Annotated in this window: 22 protein-coding genes; 6 read left to right on the top strand and 16 right to left on the bottom strand. The window is 33.4% G+C overall.

The features are described 5' to 3' along the window. Positions 1 to 6 precede the first annotated feature (6 nt). A complete protein-coding gene (locus tag O5O44_RS15540; protein ID WP_289195125.1) occupies positions 7 to 930 on the top strand; it encodes an alpha-E domain-containing protein in 924 nt (307 codons plus the stop codon). A 3-nt stretch (positions 931 to 933) separates the two neighbouring features. Beyond that, positions 934 to 1,887 carry a transglutaminase family protein gene (locus O5O44_RS15545; protein WP_289195126.1) on the top strand — a complete coding sequence of 318 codons (954 nt, stop codon included), beginning with the start codon at positions 934 to 936 and terminating at the stop codon, positions 1,885 to 1,887. Here O5O44_RS15545 and O5O44_RS15550 read toward each other — a convergent pair whose 3' ends face one another. From O5O44_RS15550 to rsgA, 10 genes are all read right to left on the bottom strand, one after another. Next, on the bottom strand, positions 1,888 to 2,865 hold the full coding sequence (locus O5O44_RS15550; protein ID WP_289195127.1) for a polyprenyl synthetase family protein: 978 nt from the start codon (positions 2,863 to 2,865) through the stop codon (positions 1,888 to 1,890). 36 nt (positions 2,866 to 2,901) lie between these two features. Continuing rightward, positions 2,902 to 3,942 carry a dual-specificity RNA methyltransferase RlmN gene (gene rlmN, locus O5O44_RS15555; protein ID WP_019387775.1) on the bottom strand — a complete coding sequence of 347 codons (1,041 nt, stop codon included), beginning with the start codon at positions 3,940 to 3,942 and terminating at the stop codon, positions 2,902 to 2,904. 254 nt (positions 3,943 to 4,196) lie between these two features. After that, complete coding sequence (gene queA / locus O5O44_RS15560; protein ID WP_289195128.1) at positions 4,197 to 5,246, bottom strand: tRNA preQ1(34) S-adenosylmethionine ribosyltransferase-isomerase QueA; 1,050 nt, start codon at positions 5,244 to 5,246, stop codon at positions 4,197 to 4,199. A gap of 90 nt (positions 5,247 to 5,336) precedes the next feature. Continuing rightward, positions 5,337 to 6,560 carry a 3-phosphoshikimate 1-carboxyvinyltransferase gene (gene aroA / locus O5O44_RS15565; protein ID WP_289196452.1) on the bottom strand — a complete coding sequence of 408 codons (1,224 nt, stop codon included), beginning with the start codon at positions 6,558 to 6,560 and terminating at the stop codon, positions 5,337 to 5,339. A gap of 112 nt (positions 6,561 to 6,672) precedes the next feature. Continuing rightward, positions 6,673 to 6,999 carry a nucleotide pyrophosphohydrolase gene (locus tag O5O44_RS15570; RefSeq protein WP_289195129.1) on the bottom strand — a complete coding sequence of 109 codons (327 nt, stop codon included), beginning with the start codon at positions 6,997 to 6,999 and terminating at the stop codon, positions 6,673 to 6,675. Then, positions 6,999 to 9,017, bottom strand: coding sequence for a transglutaminase family protein (locus O5O44_RS15575; RefSeq protein WP_289195130.1), 2,019 nt, complete (start codon positions 9,015 to 9,017; stop codon positions 6,999 to 7,001). Before O5O44_RS15575 ends, O5O44_RS15570 begins: the two co-directional genes overlap by 1 nt. Positions 9,018 to 9,022: 5 nt before the next feature. Next, complete coding sequence (locus O5O44_RS15580; RefSeq protein ID WP_289195131.1) at positions 9,023 to 10,933, bottom strand: DUF3857 domain-containing transglutaminase family protein; 1,911 nt, start codon at positions 10,931 to 10,933, stop codon at positions 9,023 to 9,025. Between the two features lie 61 nt (positions 10,934 to 10,994). After that, positions 10,995 to 11,531, bottom strand: a complete 537-nt coding sequence (locus O5O44_RS15585; RefSeq protein ID WP_289195132.1) for a metal-dependent hydrolase — start codon at positions 11,529 to 11,531, stop codon at positions 10,995 to 10,997. Then, on the bottom strand, positions 11,531 to 11,983 hold the full coding sequence (gene dtd, locus O5O44_RS15590) for a D-aminoacyl-tRNA deacylase (RefSeq protein WP_289195133.1): 453 nt from the start codon (positions 11,981 to 11,983) through the stop codon (positions 11,531 to 11,533). The genes O5O44_RS15585 and dtd overlap by 1 nt, the downstream gene beginning before the upstream one ends. A 42-nt stretch (positions 11,984 to 12,025) precedes the next feature. Beyond that, positions 12,026 to 12,976, bottom strand: a complete 951-nt coding sequence (gene rsgA / locus O5O44_RS15595) for a ribosome small subunit-dependent GTPase A (RefSeq protein ID WP_289195134.1) — start codon at positions 12,974 to 12,976, stop codon at positions 12,026 to 12,028. Between the two features lie 88 nt (positions 12,977 to 13,064). Between rsgA and O5O44_RS15600 the strand changes: the two genes are divergently transcribed. Further along, positions 13,065 to 13,514 carry a hypothetical protein gene (locus O5O44_RS15600; RefSeq protein WP_289195135.1) on the top strand — a complete coding sequence of 150 codons (450 nt, stop codon included), beginning with the start codon at positions 13,065 to 13,067 and terminating at the stop codon, positions 13,512 to 13,514. A gap of 119 nt (positions 13,515 to 13,633) precedes the next feature. On the opposite strand, the gene O5O44_RS15605 is transcribed toward O5O44_RS15600, so the two are convergent. From O5O44_RS15605 to O5O44_RS15620, 4 genes are read right to left on the bottom strand one after another with little or no spacing between them, the layout of a single operon-like run. Next, positions 13,634 to 14,716 (bottom strand): bifunctional 3-deoxy-7-phosphoheptulonate synthase/chorismate mutase type II, encoded by a 1,083-nt coding sequence (locus O5O44_RS15605; protein ID WP_019387765.1) that lies wholly within the window; start codon positions 14,714 to 14,716, stop codon positions 13,634 to 13,636. Between the two features lie 10 nt (positions 14,717 to 14,726). Further along, the gene (locus O5O44_RS15610; RefSeq protein WP_289195136.1) at positions 14,727 to 15,578 is read right to left on the bottom strand and encodes a prephenate dehydrogenase; all 852 of its coding nucleotides are present in this window, start codon (positions 15,576 to 15,578) and stop codon (positions 14,727 to 14,729) included. Further along, positions 15,578 to 16,723 (bottom strand): pyridoxal phosphate-dependent aminotransferase, encoded by a 1,146-nt coding sequence (locus O5O44_RS15615; protein WP_289195137.1) that lies wholly within the window; start codon positions 16,721 to 16,723, stop codon positions 15,578 to 15,580. Before O5O44_RS15615 ends, O5O44_RS15610 begins: the two co-directional genes overlap by 1 nt. Further along, the gene (locus O5O44_RS15620; RefSeq protein ID WP_289195138.1) at positions 16,720 to 17,547 is read right to left on the bottom strand and encodes a prephenate dehydratase; all 828 of its coding nucleotides are present in this window, start codon (positions 17,545 to 17,547) and stop codon (positions 16,720 to 16,722) included. The genes O5O44_RS15615 and O5O44_RS15620 overlap by 4 nt, the downstream gene beginning before the upstream one ends. Positions 17,548 to 17,877: 330 nt before the next feature. Here O5O44_RS15620 and gldA point away from each other — a divergent pair, with 330 nt between their 5' ends. The 3 genes from gldA to O5O44_RS15635 all read left to right on the top strand — a co-directional run bounded on the left by gldA (position 17,878) and on the right by O5O44_RS15635 (position 22,271). Beyond that, complete coding sequence (gene gldA / locus O5O44_RS15625) at positions 17,878 to 18,774, top strand: gliding motility-associated ABC transporter ATP-binding subunit GldA (RefSeq protein WP_289195139.1); 897 nt, start codon at positions 17,878 to 17,880, stop codon at positions 18,772 to 18,774. 215 nt (positions 18,775 to 18,989) lie between these two features. Further along, on the top strand, positions 18,990 to 21,080 hold the full coding sequence (gene pta / locus O5O44_RS15630; RefSeq protein ID WP_289195140.1) for a phosphate acetyltransferase: 2,091 nt from the start codon (positions 18,990 to 18,992) through the stop codon (positions 21,078 to 21,080). Between the two features lie 3 nt (positions 21,081 to 21,083). Next, positions 21,084 to 22,271, top strand: a complete 1,188-nt coding sequence (locus O5O44_RS15635) for an acetate/propionate family kinase (protein WP_289195141.1) — start codon at positions 21,084 to 21,086, stop codon at positions 22,269 to 22,271. Here O5O44_RS15635 and O5O44_RS15640 read toward each other — a convergent pair. Together O5O44_RS15640 and O5O44_RS15645 are read right to left on the bottom strand one after the other, a co-directional pair. Beyond that, the gene (locus O5O44_RS15640; RefSeq protein WP_289195142.1) at positions 22,257 to 23,003 is read right to left on the bottom strand and encodes a head GIN domain-containing protein; all 747 of its coding nucleotides are present in this window, start codon (positions 23,001 to 23,003) and stop codon (positions 22,257 to 22,259) included. The genes O5O44_RS15635 and O5O44_RS15640 overlap by 15 nt on opposite strands. A gap of 13 nt (positions 23,004 to 23,016) precedes the next feature. Continuing rightward, entirely contained in the window at positions 23,017 to 23,436 is a 420-nt protein-coding gene (locus O5O44_RS15645; RefSeq protein WP_289195143.1) for a VOC family protein, read from the bottom strand. Positions 23,437 to 23,446: the final 10 nt, after the last annotated feature.

A 23,446-nucleotide genomic window follows, 5' to 3' on the forward strand; every position in this document is an offset into this window, starting at 1 on the left:
CAATATATGTTAAGTAGAGTAGCAAATAATCTTATTTGGTTAGAAAGATACATGGAACGTGGAAATGGTATTTTAAGTTTATTAAAAGTAAACTTTTATGCCAATCAAGACTCTCCAGAACTGTTTTCTTGGACACCAATAATAAATAATTTCACGACTTCGGATAACGAATTTTATACTGAAGACGCCATTGAATGCATCGATTTTATGGTTTTCAACCTTGATAATTCTAATTCACTCCTTAATATTGTTACTAGGGCAAGAGAAAATGCCCGAAGTGTTCAAGAACACATATCAAGAGAAATGTGGTTATGCATCAACAACTATTATTTACATCTTACTCGTAAAGATTTACCTCAAAAACTTAAAGAAGATGACCCTGTTCAATTTTTGGAGGAGTTAAAAAGTCATCATTTAATCTATAATGGCACCTTAGATATCACGCAAGAGCGCGGTGCCTCTTATTATTTTTTAAATGTTGGTAAATATTTAGAACGTGTTATTCAAATTTCAGATTTTACCGTACTAAAACTCGCAGATATTGCGAAAACAACTGATAAATTGGAACAAACTGTGTATTGGAAAAATTTACTTCTTTCTGTAGGAGGCTACCAATTATATTTAAAAACGTATAAATCTACCTTTAATGAAGATCACGTTATAAAAATGGTGTTTCAAGACAAATTATTCCCAAGGTCTGTGTATTATTGTGTTAACAAACTTAACAGACACATCAATGAACTTATAGAAAGCAACGAGCTCGAGAAAAATAATTTGGAATTTTTACTTGGAAAGCTTGAAAGTACAATTAAATACACTACTATTGAAAGTATTAATGCTCAAGGATTGCATAATTTTATAGATGATATTAAAGCAGATATTAGAAATATATCTTTGAATATCAATTCAGTTTACTTTTCTAATACTTAATTTATGGCGACTTTTTATATAAAACATATTACCAAATACACGTATAGTAAAGATGTTATTGATGGCGCTACGTTAATTAGGCTCCACCCTATTAATGATGAATTTCAGAAAGTGAATTCGCACTTCCTAACCATAACAAATAATACTTTTGTTGAAACCTTTACCGATTTTTACAATAATAGGGTAGGCACTTTTATGATTACTGAACCACATAGTGAATTGGTTATAGAATCGGATGTTGAAGTTATCACTTTTGATAGAATTTTTCCGGATGATAGTGTAGACACACCATCACAATGGTTAGCCCTAAAAAAGTTAAAGCAAGACATTAATTTTATAGACTTTTTGCAGCATAGGCCATTTAGTGGTAGCCAAGATGTATTAAAACTAATAGAATCTAAAAACTTAAAATCTAAATCGCCATACAAAGCTGTTTTAGAACTATGTGAATATATCTACCAAAATTTTAAATACCATAAAGGCATTACTAACGTGGATTCTTCTATTGAAGAAGTATGGAAATTAAAGGCGGGCGTTTGTCAGGATTTTACTGTTTTACTTTTGCAAATGGTTAGAATGTTAGGGATTCCGGCCCGTTACGTAAGCGGCTATATTTGCCCTAATGATGCTATTACACGTGGTGAAGGCGCTACCCATGCATGGATTGAGGCGTACATTCCATTTTATGGCTGGCTAGGTATTGACCCTACAAATAATGCCATCGCTAATGAAAATCATGTGCGATTAGCCATAGGAAGAAATTACAACGATTGCTCGCCAGCAAAAGGTGTTTTTAAAGGGAAAGTTGAGGCAGAATTGCATGTTAAGGTTCATGTAAGTACGTCAAAAAACATGGTGAATAGCACGACTCAAACTGATAATTTCATTCCATTAGAAACGGACAACAGTTTCCAACAAAACTTAGAGCGTATTCAACAGCAACAAATGCAGCAATAATTATTTTTTTCTATCGATAACATAATTCACCATAAGAATTAGTGAACTTTTAAATTCCGATTCGGGGTAGAAATTTAATAGTTGAAGCGCCTCCTGCTGAAAGGATTTCATTTTAGTTACCGCATAGTCTAAGCCATTATTTTGTTTTACAAAAGCAATAACTTCTTTAACGCGCTTAACATCTTTATTGTGATTTTTAATGGAATTAATAAGCCATTTTTTATCTTTTTTAGTGGCCTGATTTAACACATAAATTAAAGGCAAAGTCATTTTTTGTTCTTTAATATCTATACCTGTAGGTTTTCCAATCTGCTCTTCGCCATAATCAAACAAATCATCTTTTATTTGAAACGCCATTCCTATTAACTCACCAAATTTGCGCATCGTTTCAACATGTTGCGATTCTGGTTTTACCGACGCTGCCCCCAAACTACAGCAAGCAGCAATTAAAGTTGCTGTTTTTTGACGAATAATTTCGTAATAAACAGCTTCTGTAATATCTAGTTTTCTGGCTTTCTCAATTTGTAGTAATTCGCCCTCACTCATTTCACGAACGGCTATCGAGATGATTTTAAGTAAATCAAAATCGTTATTATCAATAGAAAGTAATAAACCTTTTGAGAGCAGAAAATCGCCAATAAGAACTGCAATTTTATTCTTCCAAAGGGCATTTACAGAAAAGAATCCTCTCCTGCGATTACTGTCATCAACCACGTCATCGTGCACTAAAGTTGCCGTATGAATTAATTCTATAACCGATGCCCCACGATAAGTACGCTCGCTCACCTCGCCATTTGAAACCATTTTAGCCACAAGAAACACAAACATAGGTCGCATTTGTTTGCCTTTTCGATTTACAATGTAATGCGTAATCCTATTTAACAAAGCCACTTTGCTAGACATAGAAAGCTGGAACTTTTGCTCGAAAAGATCCATTTCGTAGGCTATAGGTTGTTTTATTTGTTCTACTACTTTCAATTGGTTGGTTTAAAAGACGTTCAAATATAAGTTTATTTAAGATTTATTAGCCAATTGTCCGCAAGCGGCATCAATATCTTTTCCTCTACTGCGTCTAACAGTTACTGTAATATTATTTGCTTCAAGTACTTTTACATACATTTCTAAGGCTTTCGAATTGGCTTGTTGAAATTCACCATCGTCAATAGGATTGTATTCAATAAGATTGACTTTACTAGGGGCAAATTTACAGAACTCTACAAGGGCATCTACATCTTTTCTTTTGTCGTTAATCCCATCCCAAACCACATACTCGTAAGTAATTCGGTTTTTAGTTTTTGAATACCAATACTGAAGTGCCTCTCTTAAATCGTTAAGCGGAAAAGTGGCATTAAACGGCATGATCGATGTTCGCACCTCATCGATGGCTGAGTGTAAAGACACTGCAAGTTTGAATTTCACATCGTCGTCGGCCATTTTTTTAATCATTTTTGGCACGCCTGAAGTTGACACTACAATGCGTTTAGGCGACATACCTAATCCCTCTGGTGATGTTATTTTATCTATGGCTTTTATTACATTGTTATAGTTCATAAGAGGTTCGCCCATACCCATAAAAACAATATTACTTAACGGACGATTATGATATAATCTGCTCTCGTTATCGATGGCAACAACTTGGTCGTAAATTTCGTCTGGATTCAGATTTCGCATACGTTTTAAGCGTGCCGTTGCACAAAACTTACAATCTAAACTACAGCCTACCTGACTTGACACACAGGCTGTTGTTCTGGTTTTTGTTGGAATTAAAACAGACTCGACTATTAAACCATCATGTAATTGTACTGCATTCTTAATGGTTCCGTCTGAACTACGTTGCATCTGATCGACTTTGATATGATTAATAACAAAATGATCTTCTAGCATTTGGCGCGTTTCTTTGGAAACGTTGGTCATATCCTCGAAAGTATGTGCTGCTTTTTGCCAAAGCCACTCGTAAACCTGATTGCCACGAAAGGCTTTATCGCCTTGATTCACAAAGAATTCTCGGAGTTGCTCTTTGGTTAATGCACGTATGTCTTTTTTCTTGATTTCCATGTTTTAATCCTGAAACTTGGATTAATTATAATCGATTAGTTGCAAAAGTAAGCAAAGGTTTTACGATTGCCGAATTACTGCTTGACGATTTTTAAATGCTAGCAGTAATTTGCATTAGGGATTGAACGGCATGTTTAAGCTCGCCGACGCAGGAGGAAGCGAGTAGTGAAAGCCCGACCCTTGGGGAATGCCCAAATAATTCATAAAAAAAGTCCCGCTAAAACGGGACCCTTTTATATTTAAAACCTTAGCTTTTAGATGATTAACATAGCATCACCGTAGCTATAGAATTTGTAACCTTCTTTGATAGCCTCGTCGTAAGCACGTTTGATAAATTCGTGACCTGCGAATGCTGAAACCATCATTAACAGTGTTGATTTTGGCGTGTGAAAGTTAGTAATCATGGCATTTGGAATGCTAAATTCGTAAGGTGGGAAAATAAATTTGTTGGTCCAACCGTCGAATTCGTTTAGTAAACCGCTTGACGAAACCGAGCTTTCTACAGCACGCATAACGGTAGTCCCTACGGCACATACGCGACGTTTTTCTTTAATTGCAGTGTTTACTATTTCAACAGCTTTAGAATCAATTGTTAGCTCTTCGCTATCCATTTTATGTTTAGACAAATCTTCAACCTCAACAGGATTAAAAGTTCCTAAACCAACGTGAAGCGTCACTTCTGCAAATTTTACACCTTTAATCTCTAAACGTTTTAATAAGTGTTTTGAGAAGTGAAGACCTGCAGTAGGAGCCGCTACAGCACCTTCGTTTTTAGCAAATATAGTTTGGTAGCGCTCTTCATCTTGAGGCTCTACATCTCTTTTGATGTATTTTGGAAGTGGTGTTTCTCCTAATTCGTTAAGTTTGATGCGGAATTCTCTGTAAGACCCATCGTATAAGAAACGTAAAGTACGCCCTCTTGATGTGGTGTTATCAATAACCTCTGCAACTAAAGTATCATCGTCGCCAAAATAAAGCTTGTTACCAATTCTTATTTTACGAGCCGGATCTACTAAAACATCCCAAAGGCGTTGTTCTTCGTTTAGTTCTCTTAACAAAAACACTTCTATTCTTGCCCCTGTTTTTTCTTTATTACCATAAAGTCTAGCTGGAAATACCTTGGTGTTATTAAGCATTAAAACATCATCTTCATCAAAATAGTTGATGATATCTTTGAACATTTTATGCTCAATGGTTTGTTCTTTTCTGTTCAAAACCATTAATCGAGATTCATCTCTATTCTCTGCAGGATATTCTGCTAATAACTCGCTTGGTAACTCAAAGCCGAAGTGTGATAATTTCATAAATTATTTAATTTTTTAGGCGTGTTTAATTTTTACAAGATTGCAAATATACAATCTGAGGATAGGGGTTGTCAAGTAAATGCGTGATTATTATTTAGTTATTTGAAAACCAATAGATTTTAAGTCGTCCCAAAAGGTTGGATAGGACTTTGAAACCACCATAGCATCTTCAATAACAATTGAGGTTTTTAGAGCTAAAGGTGCAAATGCCATTGCCATTCTATGATCGTTATAAGTTGCTATAGACACCATAGATTTAATTGCTGTTGATGCTGCCAAATGCAACGATTTATCAGTGATTTTTACGCTACCACCTAACTTTTCAATTTCTGTTTTTAAAGCGACCAGTCTGTCGGTTTCCTTAATTTTCAAGGTATGTAACCCTGTTAAATCGCAAGGTATTCCTAAAGCAAAACAGGTAACTGCTATGGTTTGTGCAATATCCGGTGCGTTTTTTAAATCTAGATTAAGCGGTGTTAAAGTCGTGTTTTCCTTTGTTAAGGTTACCGAATTTTCATGAAACTGCGCAGTAACTCCGAAGTGTTTATAGATTGAAACTAATGCCGAATCGCCTTGAAGTGAATGTTCTTTATATGATGATAAAGTAATTTCGGTACCCACAGGACTTAAAGCTGCGATACTAAAATAGTATGACGCCGATGACCAATCAGACTCCACAGTTAGTGTTTTAGCCTCTAACTTTTTTGAGTTTGGCTTTACGGTAATTGTATTTTCTTTGAATGTTGACTCAACACCAATTTCATCCAATAAACTTAAAGTCATTTTTATATAAGGCACCGATGTAATTTCGCCTTCTAAGGTTAATTCGATACCGTTTTCTAATTTTGAAGCTATCAATAACAACGCTGAAATGTATTGACTACTCACATTTGCATTTAATGACACCTTGTTTTTGGTAAGTTTTTTTCCAATTATTTTTATTGGAGGGAAGCCATCATTTTCCACATAACTTATTTCGGCGCCTAGTTCTTTTAAGGCTTCAACCAAAATTTTAATGGGGCGCTCCTTCATGCGTTTTGAACCGGTAAGTACCGTTTCTCTTCCTTCTTGAATAGAAAAATAAGCGGTTAAAAATCGCATTGCAGTACCTGCGTGATGAATATCTACCACTTTAGATGAAGATTTTAATGCATTGGTCATTAAATTACTGTCATCAGAATTTGAAACATTGTTCAATTCTATTTCTGGGTATAACGCTTGTAATAGCAACAATCTATTAGATTCACTTTTTGAACCTGTGATTTTTATAGACGATTGTTTTGCAATATTAGATTTTTGAAGTGTAAAATGCATACTCATTTAAATCTCTATTTAAAGAAGCAGCAAATTTACTGGATAATGGATATTAATGCTAAGTTATTTCGTGTTTTTTTTGAGGTTTTACTTAAGTACGATTATAAAAATGTTATTTTAATTTTTCATTACTATGATGTCTATCGTGATCTCGTTTTGCTTTCTTATCCATTCTTTTGTTAAAAGCTTGTTGTAAATCGACATCGGTTTGGTTGGCTAAACATAGCAAAACAAAAAGCACATCGGCTAACTCTTCGCCTAAATCTTTATTTTTATCGCTTTCTTTTTCGCTTTGTTCGCCGTATCTGCGGGAAATAATTCTAGCTACTTCCCCCACCTCTTCGGTAAGTTGCGCCATATTTGTAAGCTCATTAAAATAGCGTACACCGTGTTCTTTTATCCAATTATCAACTTCTTGTTGCGCGTTTTGTATGTTCATTATGCTTTTGTTAAAACGATTTGTTCTGCTTCTTTTTCGATAAATTTATTAAAATATTCTTTTAAAGCATCATAATACAATGGCGTAATAATAGAAGAATTGATTTTAGTTGAAATTATTAACTGAATAGAATTACCATTTCCGGATATATTATACTTAAACTCTCCTAAATTATCTGGCAAAGCCATAGCAGATGGTTCTGGTATACTTTCCATTTTATAACCTTCTGGAATCGTAACTATGACTCTGTAAGTTGTTGACGATGGGTAACCAAAATCGACTGGAAATTCTCTTTTTTCTAATTTAAAAGGGTTTTCTGCTGTTCTTAAGAAAAATAGAGGTGAAAAATAGATCTTGTCGCCAATAATATCTGCTTGATTTTCTTTGAAAAAATTATACGATTCCATAACTGGTTTTGACAAATCGACATCGTTTTTTACAGCATAATCAGACACCTCTAATCCATTATATTTATTTTCTAATTTTTCTAAAAACTCTTCTTTATTAGCCTCAACATAGCGTTCTCTAAAATCTAGCGCCTTATGATTGGTTTTAACACTTCTAATCATGCCTTCAACACCACCCTCACTATCTAACTTTGCCATCATGGTAATTGTATTTTTAGAAGCCACACTAGGATACAAATCGATTAATTCTGAACTCCCATGCTCTGCGATGACCCTACCCTGCCAATTCAAGGCTCTTAGTGGCAAGACATTAGGTACTGAATACTTATTAGTTGCATCAAGCAGTACAACATTGCCATCAGGAAGTTTTACATAAGTAACCACATAATTATAGCCTTCTCTTGTTGGAAACAACGAAATACCATGACCTCTTGTACTCACCAAAACAGGATGCGCTTTTAGACCTGCATAACGTAGCATTGAAGTGAGCATTAAATTAATTTCGGCAACATTACCAACGCCTTCTTTAAAAGATTTTTTAACACCATCATCGGTATACTTTCCATAGTAACCGTTCCACTTAACTTTAGATTTTACGAAATCAAAAATAAGAGACATACGTCTTTCTGGGTCGGAAATTGAAGACACGATGTTATCTATGTCATCTTCGTAGTAACCCGTTCTATCCAATTCATCTCCAAAATTGGAGCTTTTAAAAATCGTTTCCACTACATCTTCCCAAGTTGTGGTATAATATTCTATTTGTGAATATGGAAATTTTGTATAAGAAAGTTCATATTTAATTGATGATCTGTAATTATTAATACTATTTACATATGGTTCATTTTTAAGTGCTGGAACATTTTCTATTTCATATTTACTTATTTTTGTAGAATAAGACACTTCTGAAGTATTAAAAGTAGTAGTGCTACTTGCAGAATATCCAGAGCCTTGATTTCTAGTTTTATTAACGAATCTGATATACTCCGTTTTACTATCTGTAGTAGGATTAACTGTTAAATATCCTTTTGTATTGATTCTAAAATTAAAGTACTCCGGAATTTCAATATTTGATTCTAATTTCTTTATTGGTATATCATGCTGAAAAACCAATTCTTCAATATTAGACCAAAATGGGGAGGTAATTTGGTATTTATATTCAATGACAGAACCAGGCTTTATATTAGGCATAGTAAATTTCACCTTATTAAAATATTTATTAGTTTCAGAATTGAACATTCCCTTTTTAGATAATTTTTCTTCTACTATTTTACCGTTTTCAAGATTATAGGTAAAAGCCTTTATTGGAGAAATAGACTCTTTAGTATTACCATTTTTATATAAGTTTAACTGTTTTGTTGCATAATCAAAACCATCTTTATTGTATATTTTTATACGCTCATGGATTTCTGTTTTTAACTCAAACCCGAGACCTTTAATGTAATCAAAGTAAGTCCGTCGGTTTTTATACAAATACGTTGCACTGGCAGTAGAATCTAAAGGGTTAAATTTTTCTTGAAGTTCTTCTTTGGATACTTTTCCAAAATCATAATCTTGTGCAAATGCGCTTAAAGTAAAGCTAAGGGCTATTATTAATGCTGAAATTCTCATGGATACTACTTTTTAATTAATGCTATTTTTGCGTTATCTTGTCTTGAAACTGTTTTATAAAACGATCTGAATTTTTCGTAATCTTCTTTGGGAAATTCGCCATCATTTACCTTAAACTCCCTTTTGTACAAAAGTTTGTTTTCGTCTATTTTTTCAATTTCCGTTTTATAATGTCCAAACTTATTTTCTATAGCAATGTTTTTAGGCATAGATTCTACTTTATAATCTGATGGTAACTCAATTTCAACTTCATCAATATCAACAAACCCACGACTTACTTTAAGTGGATAATTTCTATTTCTGTAACGATCTGGCACATGTGTACTTCTATTTAATGCATTTACAGTTAATAGCATTCGGTCTCCTATAACCTTAGAATAATTTGTAGCATTAAAACTTACTTGTTCAATAAATTGAATGTCCTGTTTATCATTTTGAATATCCATACTTTCAATAGACATGCTATTAACATAGCGCCATCGTTTTTTGTAATGTTTATCTAAATCTCTTTCAGTTTCGGTTTCTAGCCAATATTTATCATCGTATTGAATCCCCTTTGAACCAACTTTAACCTGCGCTTGTAGGTTACCATCATTAGAAATACTATATTTTCCATTAATGGTTTGAATACTTTCTTCTGCGTTATACTTTTTTGTATGTTTTATTTCTCCACCATCGGTTGTAATGACTAACACATCTCTATCATCTGTACTATTGGCTATAAAACCAAACGGCAATTTCTGACTGGTACATTCTAACCAGATATCTTCGTTATTTTCGGTGGGAATGTTTAGAAACACATGATTACCTTGCATTGAGGTAAAATCTTTTTCAATGCTTCTACCTTGTGTATATCGCCAAACCACACAATAATTAGATTTAACTCCAACTGCATTAAGAAGCGCCATTGTATAATTGGTAAGCCCTTTACAATCGCCATAGCCCAATTTATCAACATCAGATGCGTTAAAAGGTTTCCAGCCTCCAATACCCACTTGTACACTTATATATCGTGTTTTATCCTGTACATACTTGTATATTTTTTTTGCTTTCTCAATATCATTAGGTTCATCTTTAACTAGTTCCTGAATCATAGTAATAGTACTCTCAGGTAAATCGTGTGTATCTTTAATTAAATCATGATACATCCATTTTCCAAAATCATTCCAATTTTCAACTTTTGCCTGCACCCCTTCTAACGTAAACTGATTTGAAGCTAATAATACTTTTGGAGCTAGATCAAAAAACGCTGGTGCATATTTTTCTGGCTTAAATGCATTAATATTCTTGACTTTATATTTCAAAACCCCACTAGCTTCTTCTTTAATTAATTCATAATTATCAAAATTTCTCTCTAGTGTTCTAAGTGTAATTTCTGTTGGATAGTTAATTTGATACGTACTTCTTTCAATACTTAAAAAATAATCATCTATTGGCATAAAAGGCTGAATGAATGCTGTGTTATTGCTTACGGTTTCTGAGATGAATTCAACCGAATATGGATAGTTTACTGCGGTATATTCAAGATACTTGACTCTAGAATCTGAATACAAGGTGCCACCATCAACTGCACTTACATCTTTAAAGTCGTTTTTCTTGAATTTATTAATCTGAGTTCCAAAATTATTATAAACTTTAACTTCTAAGTTTTTTATTTTAACATTTTTATCATAATGCACTACAGCATTAATCGCATCATCCCCTTCTTTGTTTAAAATTGTTACAACTCTTTTCTGAAGAACAGACATTTCATAAGAAGAATTTAAAGCTATCTGCACATGGTTATAACGAACCACAGCGTTGGCATTTTCTCGTAATTTTGATGGAATTGTTAAACTCGTGTATAAACTTTCTTGGGCTAAAACTTGAATGGAAAACAACAGTAGTAGAATGTAGGCTAAATTCGTTTTATGCATAAAAAATATCTTGTTGAAGCCTAAAAATATTGTTTTTATACAAACGATTTTATGAGAAAAGTCATATTTCGTTGTAATGCGTGTTTTTTAGTTTATTGACTAAAAATCGCACAATCAATAACAGAGAACACGGCACTAAAACATATTTTATTTCGCTTACAATAACTCGAAGCCCCCATTCTGAAAAAAACCTTCCCACACCCAATGGGGAAACTATAATACCTTGAAAAGAAAAGAAATGCCGACTATTATCAAAAGGAATAAAGAAGCCAACGCCCATGCCGCCTGATGTCATAGCATCTAAAACACCATGTGAAAGGGTGGTTAAAAAAATAACCATAAACCAAATGAGTTTATTTTTTCTACCAAAAGCCAACATTAATATGAGTGCCCAAATAATAGCAAAAAGTATAGAATGTGTAAAACCACGATGACCTAAGGGATGCTCGTATGGTATGCCCAATTTAAAAGTAAGCACATCAAAATCTGGTAAAATCGCAGAAAAAATAGCAGCAAATAACAACCACTTAACCTGTTTATTATCAATTAATTTAGTGAGTGTAAACCCAACAATACTGTGCCCGAATATTGAGGCCATTATTCTTTGTTTTTAGTATCAATAATAATAGTTACGGGTCCATCGTTTATTAACTCCACTTGCATATTCGCTCCAAATTGTCCGGTTTGAATGGTTTTTCCTAAATCTTTTTCTAGTTGTTTCACAAAACGCTCATATAACGGAATGGCTATATCTGGTTTTGCGGCTTTTATATAACTTGGGCGATTTCCTTTTTTTGTTGATGCTTGTAGTGTAAATTGACTTACTACAATGGCATCGCCTTTTACATCGAGTAACGAGGTATTCATGACACCGCTATCATCATTAAAAATTCGAAGATTTACAATTTTATTAGAAAGCCAATTAATATCCTCTTGAGCATCTTCATTTATAATTCCTAATAAAATTAAAAGTCCGTTTTTTATAGAAGCCACTTGTTTGCCTTCAATAGTAACGCTCGCTTTTGAAACCCTTTGAATTACCGCTTTCATAGATTCTTAATTTCAGTAGGTATTTTAATATTCGTGATTTTATTATTGGTTCTCCCAAATATCGGTTCTGTAATGTTCATCTTCACCTTCTAAAATTTGCACATAACTTCTATAACGCGAATAGGCGATTTCATCATTCTCTAAAGCTTCTTTAACAGCACATTTGGGCTCTTTTAGGTGTAAACAATTATTGAATTTACAATCTTGTTTAAGTGCGAAAATTTCAGGAAAATAATCTCCAATTTCTTCGCGTTCCATATCTACTATTCCAAAACCTTTTATTCCTGGTGTGTCAATAATTTTTGCACCGAAACTCAAATCGAACATTTCGGCAAACGTGGTGGTATGTTGCCCTTGGCTATAAAGCGTTGAGATTTCTTTGGTTTTAATGTTTAATGTGGGTTCAATGGTATTAACTAAAGTTGATTTTCCAACTCCAGAATGACCAGAAAACATACTCACTTTATCCTGCATTAAGGCCTTTACTTTATCTACATTTTTGCCCGTAGTTGCCGAAACCCCAATACATTCGTACCCTATTTTGCGATAAATGTGGGCTAAATATCGAACTTCATCAAGTGTTTCTTTATCGTAAGTATCAATTTTATTAAAAAGCAGAACTGTTTTTATGGAATAAGCCTCGGCAGTTACCAAAAACCGATCTATAAAACTCGTTAACGTTGGTGGGTTATTAATGGTAATCATTAAAAATACCTGATCTAAATTAGCGGCGATGATATGAGTTTGCTTCGATAAGTTTACCGACTTCCTAACTATATAATTTTTTCTATCGTGAATCTTATGAATAATTCCTGTTTCTTCATTGTTATCAGTTTCTAATTCAAAATCCACAAAATCTCCAACAGCAATAGGATTGGTGCTTTTTATGCCTTTAAGACGAAATTTGCCTTTTATACGGCATTCGTACGTATGGCCCAATTGGGTTTTTACGGTATACCAGCTTCCTGTAGATTTATAAACGTGTCCTGTCATAAGAATTCTTCAAAAATAGAGTAAAATAATTATTTTAAACGTAAGAATAGACATATATTAGACATCAACTTTTAAAAATCCATACAACATGAAAAAATTATTATTCCTTTTTACTGTTTCGCTTTTTAGTTTTATAGAGATACATGCTCAAGTAGAATACAAAATTGTCACTAGTGTTGAATCCATTGTACCTAATGGTTTAGGGCGTTCAAGAATTATTAGCGCCAACGAAGACAAAGATTACAAAGAGTTTACAACGACTCAAACTGAAGATGATAACTCTCGAAACAAATCGAAACGTGACGAAATTAGAGTAAAAGATTTTGATGAAACTAAATTATTAAACTTCTATAACCTTGGAGGCATTCGTTTTCAAAATATTGCGGCCAATGATGCTATTATTACTTCTAAAATTAATTCGATGATTGCCGAAGGTTGGGAATTAGCTTTTGTTGCTAGTGCTGTTGAAAGTGAAGGAGGAAAAGGAGACGGACAAGGTATTTTTATAACGCGTTATATTTTCAAAAGAAATAAATAGTGGTTACATATTTCTTAGGCGTCTGAATTTTTTAGCCCTTTGAAAAATAGATTTTAATAAAAAATGCCTCATTTTCATGAGGCATTTTTTATCGGAATTAATTGAATAGATAAATAAATTTATCCGTTTATAATTTTCTCTTGATGGTTTATAGATTCTTGATGAACCGCTTTAAACATTCTTAAGATAAACTCTTCACTTAAGCCATGTTGCTCTCCTTCCAATACCATTTTTCCTAAAATCTCGTTCCATCTTTTAGATTGTAAAACAGCAACATTTTTTTGCTTCTTAAGCTCACCAATGCTATCCGAAGATTTCATTCGCTTACCTAACAACTCTATAATTTGATTGTCAATCACATCAATTTGAGCTCTTAAATTACCTAAAGCACTATTGTATTCTGCTTCTGGATCAGTTTCTTTTTTAATTTTTAAATCTCTCATGATTTGTACTAAAGTAGATGGCGTAACCTGTTGAGCCGCATCACTCCAAGCATTATCTGGGTCGTAATGTGTTTCTATCATTAAGCCATCAAAATTTAAATCTAATGCCGTTTGAGACACATCAAAAATCATATCTCTTTTACCAGTAATATGCGACGGGTCGTTTATTAATGGAATATCTGGGAATTTATTTTGAAACTCGATAGCCATCTGCCATTCTGGATTATTTCGGTACTTCGTTTTTTCATAAGTTGAAAACCCTCTGTGAATAGCACCAATATTGTTTACCCCTGCTTTGTATATTCTTTCGATACCTCCTAACCATAAAGCTAAATCAGGATTTACTGGGTTTTTAATTAATACAGGTTTGTCAGTGCCTTCTAGTGCATCTGCAATTTCTTGCATAATAAAAGGTGATACGGTAGATCGTGCACCAATCCAAAGCATGTCAATATCATGCTCTAAAGCCAATTTTACATGAGCTGCATTGGCAACCTCTGTACAAACTTTCATGCCCGTTTCTGCCTTTACTTTTTGTAACCAATTTAAACCTAAAGCACCAACACCTTCAAACATACCTGGGCGTGTTCTTGGTTTCCAAATACCAGCTCTAAAATAGCTAACATCTGTGTTTTTTAAATCGTGAGCAATTTTTAATACTTGCTCTTCTGTTTCTGCACTACATGGACCTGCAATTACTAATGGATGATCTAATTTTAAATCATCTAACCAGGTTCTCATTTCTTTCTTGTTTTCCATAATTTAACTCTTAACTAATTCCGTTTAAAATATCTTTTATATGATTTGTGCTTGCCATTTCTTCATAAATAGCATCAAAATCGTCTTGTTTCATCAACTCTTTAAAATGAGTGAGGTTGATAATATACTCTTCTAATGTTTCAATTACATTTGTTTTATTCTGCTTAAAAATGGGTGTCCACATTTCTGGTGAACTCTTTGCTAAACGCACTGTAGACGCAAAACCACTTCCCGCCATATCGAAAATATCGCGTTCATTTCGCTCTTTATCAATAACCGTTTTTCCTAACATAAAAGAACTGATATGCGATAAATGAGACATGTATGCGATGTGCTTATCATGATCTACAGGATTCATATATCGAATACGCATACCAATATCTGTAAACAGCTTCAATGCTTTTTCTTGAAGTTTAAACGTTGTTTTTTCAACTTCGCAAACTATATTGGTTTTGCCTTTAAATAAGCCTTCAATTGCAGCTGTTGGCCCTGAATGTTCGGTTCCTGCAATGGGGTGCATGGCTAAAAAATTTCTTCGTTTAGGATGATTTTCAACAGACTTACAAATATCTTCTTTCGTAGAACCAGCATCAACCACCAATCCCGTATCAGATATTTTATCTAAAATAGTTGGCAATAATTTTACAGTAGCATCAACCGGGATAGACACAATAACCAAATCGGCATTCCCTAAATCATCTAATGTTGCTTTTTTGTCAATCAAGCCTAATTCTAAAGCCGTATTTAGCGTTGTATCTTTTCTACTGATACCGTGAATAATCACATCCGGATTATTCTTTTTAATATCAATAGCGAGACTTCCTCCTATCAATCCAACTCCTATGGCGTATATATTTTTCATTACTTTACTCTTGCTATAGCTTCTTCTAATACTTCGGTTGATGCACATAAAGAAAACCTAATGTAACCTTCACCCTGGGTTCCAAAAATGGTTCCCGGTGTTATAAATATGTGGTTTTCTTTCAACACCAAATCTATAAACTCTTCAGACTTTAAATATGCTGGTAATTTTGCCCAAACAAATAACCCAGTTGCCTCTTTATCGTAAGTACAGTTTAAAGCATCGGCTAATTTCCATACTAAATTGCGGCGCTCTCTATACACATTATTTAAGGTTGCAAACCACATTTCTGAACATTTTAAAGCTTCAATAGCACCTTTTTGAATGCCGTAAAACATTCCCGAATCCATATTACTTTTTACCTTCAAAATGTTATTAATATGTTCGCTTGCTCCTAAAACCATCCCAACACGCCATCCTGCCATATTGAAAGTCTTGCTTAAAGAGTTTAACTCTAAACACACATCTTTCGCCCCTTCAACACTTAAAATACTTGATGGATTATCGTTTAAAACAAAACTATACGGATTGTCGTTAACAATTAAAATATTGTGACGTTTTCCAAAAGCCACTAGCTCTTCAAACACATACTTACTAGGTTTTGCACCTGTTGGCATGTGTGGATAATTTACCCACATGAGCTTTACTTTAGATAAATCTGATTTTTCTAAAGCCTTAAAATCTGGCATCCAGTTGTTAGCTTCATCAAGCTCGTAAAGCACACCCTTTGCTCCAACCAATTTGGTTACCGATTGGTAAGTTGGATACCCAGGGTTTGGTATTAAAACCTCATCGCCTTCATTTAAATAGGCCATAGAAATGTGCATAATGCCTTCCTTACTTCCCATTAAAGGTAAAATCTCTGTACTAGGACTTACGTTTACCGAAAAATGTGTTTTATAAAATTTCGCGATAGCGTCTCTTAGCTCTGGTAGCCCTTGATAGCTTTGGTATTTATGTGCAATAGGATTTTCTAAACTCGCAGAAATAGCAGATAACACCTTTTTTGGTGGCTGCAAATCTGGGCTACCAATACCTAAATTAATTACTGGCTTACCACTAGCTATAAGTAAATTTACTTCTCTTAATTTCTTAGAAAAGTAGTATTCTTCAACAGTTTGCAATCTGTTAGCTACTTCTATCATAACTTAGCGTTTTTATATTCTCCTAAAACTTTAAAGGCATCACCCATAATATCAATTATAGATTTTGCTTTTTTAAAATCTACAAAACTTTCAAATGTCACATCTACAAAAAAAGCATATTTCCAAGGTGTTTCAACAATGGGTAAGGATTGTATTTTTGTTAAATTAAGTTTACAATCGCTCATCACATTTAAAATTGTAGCGAGACTTCCTCTTTTATGGTTGGCTTCAAATTTAACCGAAGCTTTATTAATTTCATTTTCTGGTACTTCAGAATTGGTACGTTTAACAACTACAAAACGCGTTTCGTTGTGTTTTATGGTTTGTATGCTGTGTGCTAAAATTTCTAGATTGAAAATTTCAGCAGCCGTAACGCTTGCTATGGCCGCAATACCTTCCAATTTATGTTCTTGAATACGTTGTGCAACTTCTGCCGTATCTTTATCTTCAACTAATTTAATATGCGGATGTAATTTAAAAAACTCTTTACATTGCAACAGTGCCATAGGATGCGAATACACTTCCTTAATATCGGTAATATTCTGATTTGGTAAGGCCATTAAATTGTGTTGAATATCTAAATAATGCTCGCCAACAATATGTAAACCATACTTATCAATTAAAGCGTAATTAGGTATTATAGAACCTGCAATAGAATTCTCTAAAGCCATAATTGCAGCATCACAAGTTTTTGTTATTAAGGAATCAACAACACCATCGAACGTCATACACTCTATAACATCAACAGGTTTTGTAAAAAACTCCTGAGATACTATATGGTGGAACGATCCTTTAACACCTTGAATGGCTACTGCTTTTATCAAAATTTAAAATTTCTATGGTTTTAATTCAATCTTTTAAACGCTTAAACAAAAAAAAGTCTCGATTTTCATCGAGACTCATATTTTAATTTATTAGTATAAATTATACATACAACGCCTCGATCCTTTTGCTAAAAAAGAAATAGAACCAGTTGTTAAAATATGTATAAGTTGCTGTCATCTTCATAATTATGTGGCTAAAGTAATTATTATTTTAAGAAATCAAAATACAATAAAACCTTTTTTTTATTTTTCTGAAAAGTTTTAAAGATTTTACAGCAAATGTACCTTTACATTAGTTAATCGATTATTTTTGAACAAATTATTTTAATTATGTCTATTGAAGTTGAAGGCGTTACCAAGATTTATGGCACACAAAAGGCGTTAAACAATATTTCGTTTAAAATTGAAAAACCAGAAATTGTTGGGTTTTTAGGACCTAATGGTGCAGGAAAATCAACCATGATGAAAATTTTAACGACGTATTTACAAGCCAACAACGGGAACGCAAAAGTTAATGGCTTTGATGTGCATACTCAACAAAAAGCGGTTCAGCAAAATGTGGGTTACCTTCCTGAACATAATCCTTTATATTTAGAACAATACGTCAAAGAATATTTAGCTTTTAATGGAAATATATACGGGGTTAGTAAACAACGCATACAAGAAGTTATCGAATTAACAGGTCTTAACCCTGAAGCACACAAGAAAATAGGTCAACTCTCAAAAGGTTACAGACAACGTGTTGGGTTAGCCAATGCATTATTGCACGACCCCGATGTTTTAATCTTAGATGAACCTACAACAGGATTAGACCCAAACCAATTGGTGGATATTCGAAACCTTATAAAGTCCATTGGTAAAACAAAAACAGTTTTTCTTTCAACTCATATCATGCAAGAGGTTGAAGCGATGTGCGAACGTGTGATTATCATTAATAAAGGAGAAATAGTTGCCGATAAAAAGCTTAAAGATCTGCGTGACGAAAAACAACAAATTGTAATAGTAGAATTTGATTATCGTGTGGAAGATGCCTTTTTACTTAAACTTCCAAAAGTTGAAAAAGTAGTTAATACTCATGATTTCATTTACGAAATCACTTTTAAAACATCCGAAGATATGCGCTCTTATGTTTTTGATTTTGCTCATGATAATCAATTAAAAATATTGCAGCTCAATCAAAAAAACGCAAGTTTAGAAAGTCTGTTTAGAGAATTAACCCAAGGTTAAATCATAAAAATTCGGGCTTTTCCTCTATTTTTTAGTACATTATTTACGAAATAGTTTATTTTTGTTAAAATTGGTTAACCAATTTATTTTTATGATAAATATCATCTTAAAGATAAAGTGAACGCCCTAATTTTGCGCACATATTTTATAAAACAACACAATAAACAACAGCTATATTCTAATAAAAGAAATTAAAATTATAGCAATTAAAGACTATGAGTAAAGGAATTTATGTAGCAACCATTGAGCCAAATAGTGGAAAATCTGTTGTAGTACTTGGTTTAATGCGCATGCTTTTAGGGAAAACAGCGAAAGTAGGTTATTTTAGACCAATTATTGAAGACACAAAAAATGGAGAACCCGACAACCACATTAATACGGTGGTGTCCTATTTTGAAATTGACATTAATTACAAAAAAACTTTTGCTTTTACGAGAAGTGAAGTTTTAGACCTTTATAATAAAGGTAAATCTGGTGATGTTATTGATGAAATTATCAAAAAATATAAATACCTTGAAGAGCGCTTTGATTTTGTTTTGGTTGAAGGTACCGACTTTTCGCATGAAAATTCAAGTTTAGAGCTAGATATCAATATATTAATTTCTAAAAACTTAGGTCTTCCCGTTATTATTGTATCTCAGGGTGATGGAAAACCGTTAAACGAGATTGTTGATAATGTGCAATTGGCGCACAATACCTACAGAGAAGAGGTGGATGTGCTGTCTATAATGACCAACAAAATTGATCCACAAAACATAACAACTTTAAAAGAGCTTTTAAAAGCAAAAATAAATAACGGTACAGATGTAACTGTTATACCTAAAATTAAAAGTTTAGCAAATCCTACAATCAAAGAAATTGTAAAGAAACTTGAAGCCACAATTCTTTTTGGTGAAGACATGATAAATAATCAGTCTGAAAACTTTAGTGTTGGTGCGATGCAACTGCGTAACTATTTAACACATCTCAAAGAAAATGCTTTGGTAATTACGCCTGGTGATAGAGCCGATATTATCTTAGGAGCCCTTCAGGCTAATATATCGAAAAACTATCCTAAAATTGCTGGTATCATTCTTACAGGTGGTTTAATTCCTGAAGATCCTATATTAAAATTAATTGAAGGACTTTCGAGTGTTGTACCAATCATTAGTGTGAAACAAGGTACGTTTAATGTTACCAATTCAATTGGTCAGATTAAATCTAGAATTTACGCAGAGAATATCGAGAAAATTGAAACTTCTATTGCGTCTTTTGAAAAACATGTTGATACGGATAAACTCGCAGAAGATTTAATCACTTTTGAATCTGGTATATTCACACCTAGAATGTTTCAGTATAACTTGTTGCAACAAGCCTTAAAACATAAAAAACATATTGTTTTACCCGAAGGAAATGATGAGCGTATCCTTCGTGCTACCGCAAGATTAATTGACGAACAAGTTGTAGATTTAACTTTAATTGGTGATAAAGACAAAATAATTGAGACCATTACTAAATTAGATATTGCTTTAAATATTGAAGATATTAATATCGTATCACCGCAACAATCTCCACATTTTGAAGATTATGTAAACACATTTTACGAATTAAGAAAACATAAAAATGTAAATTTAGATATGGCGAAAGATGCCATGTCTGATGTGTCTTATTTCGCAACAATGATGATTTATAAAGGGCATGCAGACGGTATGGTTTCAGGAGCGGTTCACACCACAGCACACACTTTGCGCCCAGCTTTACAGTTTATAAAAACGAAACCAGGTGTCAATATTGTGTCGTCGGTATTTTTTATGTGTTTAGAAGACAGAGTTTCTGTTTTTGGTGATTGTGCCATAAATCCAAATCCTAATGCCGCACAATTAGCCGAAATTGCTATCTCTTCTGCAAAAACAGCTAAAGATTTTGGTATAGAACCTAAAGTCGCAATGCTTTCTTATTCTTCTGGTGCATCAGGAAAAGGTGAAGATGTTGATAAAGTTAGAGAAGCTACCGAAATGGCTAAAGCACTGGCGCCAGATTTAAAAATTGAAGGTCCAATACAATATGATGCAGCCGTTGATATGCGCATTGGTAAAAGCAAACTACCAGACTCTGAGGTTGCAGGACAAGCTAGTGTTTTAATATTTCCAGATTTAAACACCGGAAACAATACTTACAAAGCTGTACAACGTGAAACAGGAGCTTTAGCTATCGGACCCATGTTACAAGGTCTAAACAAACCTGTGAACGACTTAAGCAGGGGCTGTACTGCAGACGACATATATAGCACAGTAATAATAACCGCAATTCAAGCTCAAGACCAATAAAACATGCAAGTATTAGTTCTAAATTCAGGAAGTTCATCATTAAAGTTTCAACTATTTTCAATGCCAGAAGAAAAAATACTTTGTTCTGGAATAATTGAGCGCATAGGTTTAGAAGATGCCATATTTAAATACAAAACAGACAAAGATTCTATAGAAGTTGTAAAATCAATACCAAACCATAAAGTTGGTTTAGAGCTGGTATCAAAACAACTTTTAGATAAAGATACGGGCATCATCAAGTCTACAGACGATATCAATATTGTTGGGCATCGTGTAGTGCATGGTGGAAAACATTTTAGCGATACTACCGAAATTACAATAGAAGTAAAAGATAAAATAAAAGCGCTTTCCGCATTAGCTCCATTGCACAATCCAGCCAATTTAGAAGGCATAGAAGTAGCTGAAACTATTTTTACAAACGCAAAACAAGTAGCTGTTTTTGATACTGCTTTTCATCAATCTATCCCAGAATATGCATATAAGTATGCCATTCCTAACGAGTTTTTAGAAAAACACAATATTCGTGTTTATGGATTTCACGGTACAAGCCATAAGTACATTTCAGAAAAGGCCGTTGAATATTTGGGTAAAACGCATTCAAAAATTATTACCATTCATTTAGGAAATGGTTGTAGCATGACAGCAGTTAAAGATGGAAAAAGTATTGACCATACTTTAGGGTTCTCGCCAATAAACGGCTTAATTATGGGAACCCGTTCTGGTGAGATAGATCAATCTATCATCTTCCACTTAGCTAAAAAATTCAATTATAGTTTAGATGAAATAAATGATATCCTTCAGAAAAAAAGTGGCATGTTAGGATTAACAGGTTATAGTGATTTAAGAGATATTCTAGCCGAAGCGAAAAAAGGAAATAGAGATTGTGAATTAGCTTTACAGATGAATGCCTACCGAATTAAAAAATACATTGGAAGTTATGCAGCTGTTCTAAATGGTTTAGATGCTATTGTATTTACTGCAGGTATTGGCGAAAATTCTCCAGACATAAGAGAACGTGTTTGCGAAGATTTAGACTACTTAGGAATTGTTTTAGATAAAGAGAAAAACAACATTAGACCTGATAAGTTAACCGAAATAAATACGGATACTTCTAAAGTAAAAATATTAGTAATTCCTACTAATGAAGAATTAGAAATCGCTAAACAATCGGTAGACTTATTCGAAGATTAATTGCCCACGATATAGGACTTCAACATTCACTATTGGAGGTGTATTTGTAGAAATTACATCTCCAATACCTAAAATTTGTCCTGATAATTCTTGCTGTGGGTTTACAATCATATCGTTAGAACTTCTATTAGAAACTGTAACTTTTTGAGCGATTAAATTTCGCCCTTCAAACCGCGATGTTCCTGAAGCAAAGATTACATTCAAATTCTCTGTTTGCCCAGAAACATAGCAAATAGAAATGTTATTAAACACCACATTTAGACTAGTATTATCGATTTGTAATCTAAAATCACCTACATTAAAAGATCCTGCAGCGCCAAAATCTTCAGACAAGATATTCAAATTAGGATAGGTTAAAACACCATCTGAACTCACATCATACTGTGTGGAGCTTCTTATTTCGGCAATATTTGGAGCGTTTACATACACTTTGGTAACACCGTAATCTCTAACATAATTGCAGGTGTTATTATCAGTTAAAATTAATCTGCCATCAATAACTTCAGCCACCACATCATTTAGTAAATTTTCACCGGTTTCAATAGTTACTTTTTGATTATCGTCTTCTTTCAAAATCAATTCTATATCCCGATTCACTAAAATTTTATCAAAACTATCCACTACAATATCCTGCTGAATTATAGATCCTGACTTTTGAAAACAATCACCTGCGTTTTCACTATCGCAAGCCATCACGATTAGACAAATTAATATGTATTTTAATTTCTGCATGAATTATTTTAAACTAAACAACGTTTCCTTTCTCATCCAATTTCAAATAGGGATTAAATGCTATTTCCCATAAATTTTCATCAGGATCTGCAATATAACTGCTATAGCCACCCCAAAACACCTCCTCGGGTTGTTTTACAATTTTAACACCTCTAGCTTTAAGTGTTTCAATCAACGTATCAACTTCTTCTTTTGTTCTAGTATTATAGGCTAGAGAAAACGCTTTAAATCCTTCACCTTCACTAGATACTCCAGCATCTTCAGCTAATTTATCTATCGGATATAACGACAATAGCATCCCGTTTAATTGAAAAAATACAATGCTCTCATTACTGGATTCTGTTTTTTTCCAACCAAATTTTTCTTCATAAAACTCTGAAGATACTTTTAGATTTTTTACGCCTAAACCTATAATGGTTAATCTCTGTTCCATATCTGTCTAT

Origin of the sequence: Algibacter luteus, from assembly GCF_030344935.1 — a bacterium.
In the GTDB taxonomy this organism is placed as follows: Bacteria; Bacteroidota; Bacteroidia; order Flavobacteriales; family Flavobacteriaceae; genus Arenitalea; species Arenitalea lutea.

Coding starts and splice junctions, on each gene's coding strand:
- O5O44_RS15540 (WP_289195125.1), top strand. CDS start 7: ATGTTAAGTAGAGTAGCAAATAATCTTATTTGGTTAGAAAGATACATG.
- O5O44_RS15545 (WP_289195126.1), top strand. CDS start 934: ATGGCGACTTTTTATATAAAACATATTACCAAATACACGTATAGTAAA.
- rlmN (WP_019387775.1), bottom strand. CDS start 3,942: ATGGAAATCAAGAAAAAAGACATACGTGCATTAACCAAAGAGCAACTC.
- queA (WP_289195128.1), bottom strand. CDS start 5,246: ATGAAATTATCACACTTCGGCTTTGAGTTACCAAGCGAGTTATTAGCA.
- aroA (WP_289196452.1), bottom strand. CDS start 6,560: ATGCATTTTACACTTCAAAAATCTAATATTGCAAAACAATCGTCTATA.
- O5O44_RS15570 (WP_289195129.1), bottom strand. CDS start 6,999: ATGAACATACAAAACGCGCAACAAGAAGTTGATAATTGGATAAAAGAA.
- O5O44_RS15575 (WP_289195130.1), bottom strand. CDS start 9,017: ATGAGAATTTCAGCATTAATAATAGCCCTTAGCTTTACTTTAAGCGCA.
- O5O44_RS15580 (WP_289195131.1), bottom strand. CDS start 10,933: ATGCATAAAACGAATTTAGCCTACATTCTACTACTGTTGTTTTCCATT.
- O5O44_RS15585 (WP_289195132.1), bottom strand. CDS start 11,531: ATGGCCTCAATATTCGGGCACAGTATTGTTGGGTTTACACTCACTAAA.
- dtd (WP_289195133.1), bottom strand. CDS start 11,983: ATGAAAGCGGTAATTCAAAGGGTTTCAAAAGCGAGCGTTACTATTGAA.
- rsgA (WP_289195134.1), bottom strand. CDS start 12,976: ATGACAGGACACGTTTATAAATCTACAGGAAGCTGGTATACCGTAAAA.
- O5O44_RS15600 (WP_289195135.1), top strand. CDS start 13,065: ATGAAAAAATTATTATTCCTTTTTACTGTTTCGCTTTTTAGTTTTATA.
- O5O44_RS15605 (WP_019387765.1), bottom strand. CDS start 14,716: ATGGAAAACAAGAAAGAAATGAGAACCTGGTTAGATGATTTAAAATTA.
- O5O44_RS15610 (WP_289195136.1), bottom strand. CDS start 15,578: ATGAAAAATATATACGCCATAGGAGTTGGATTGATAGGAGGAAGTCTC.
- O5O44_RS15615 (WP_289195137.1), bottom strand. CDS start 16,723: ATGATAGAAGTAGCTAACAGATTGCAAACTGTTGAAGAATACTACTTT.
- gldA (WP_289195139.1), top strand. CDS start 17,878: ATGTCTATTGAAGTTGAAGGCGTTACCAAGATTTATGGCACACAAAAG.
- pta (WP_289195140.1), top strand. CDS start 18,990: ATGAGTAAAGGAATTTATGTAGCAACCATTGAGCCAAATAGTGGAAAA.
- O5O44_RS15635 (WP_289195141.1), top strand. CDS start 21,084: ATGCAAGTATTAGTTCTAAATTCAGGAAGTTCATCATTAAAGTTTCAA.
- O5O44_RS15640 (WP_289195142.1), bottom strand. CDS start 23,003: ATGCAGAAATTAAAATACATATTAATTTGTCTAATCGTGATGGCTTGC.
- O5O44_RS15645 (WP_289195143.1), bottom strand. CDS start 23,436: ATGGAACAGAGATTAACCATTATAGGTTTAGGCGTAAAAAATCTAAAA.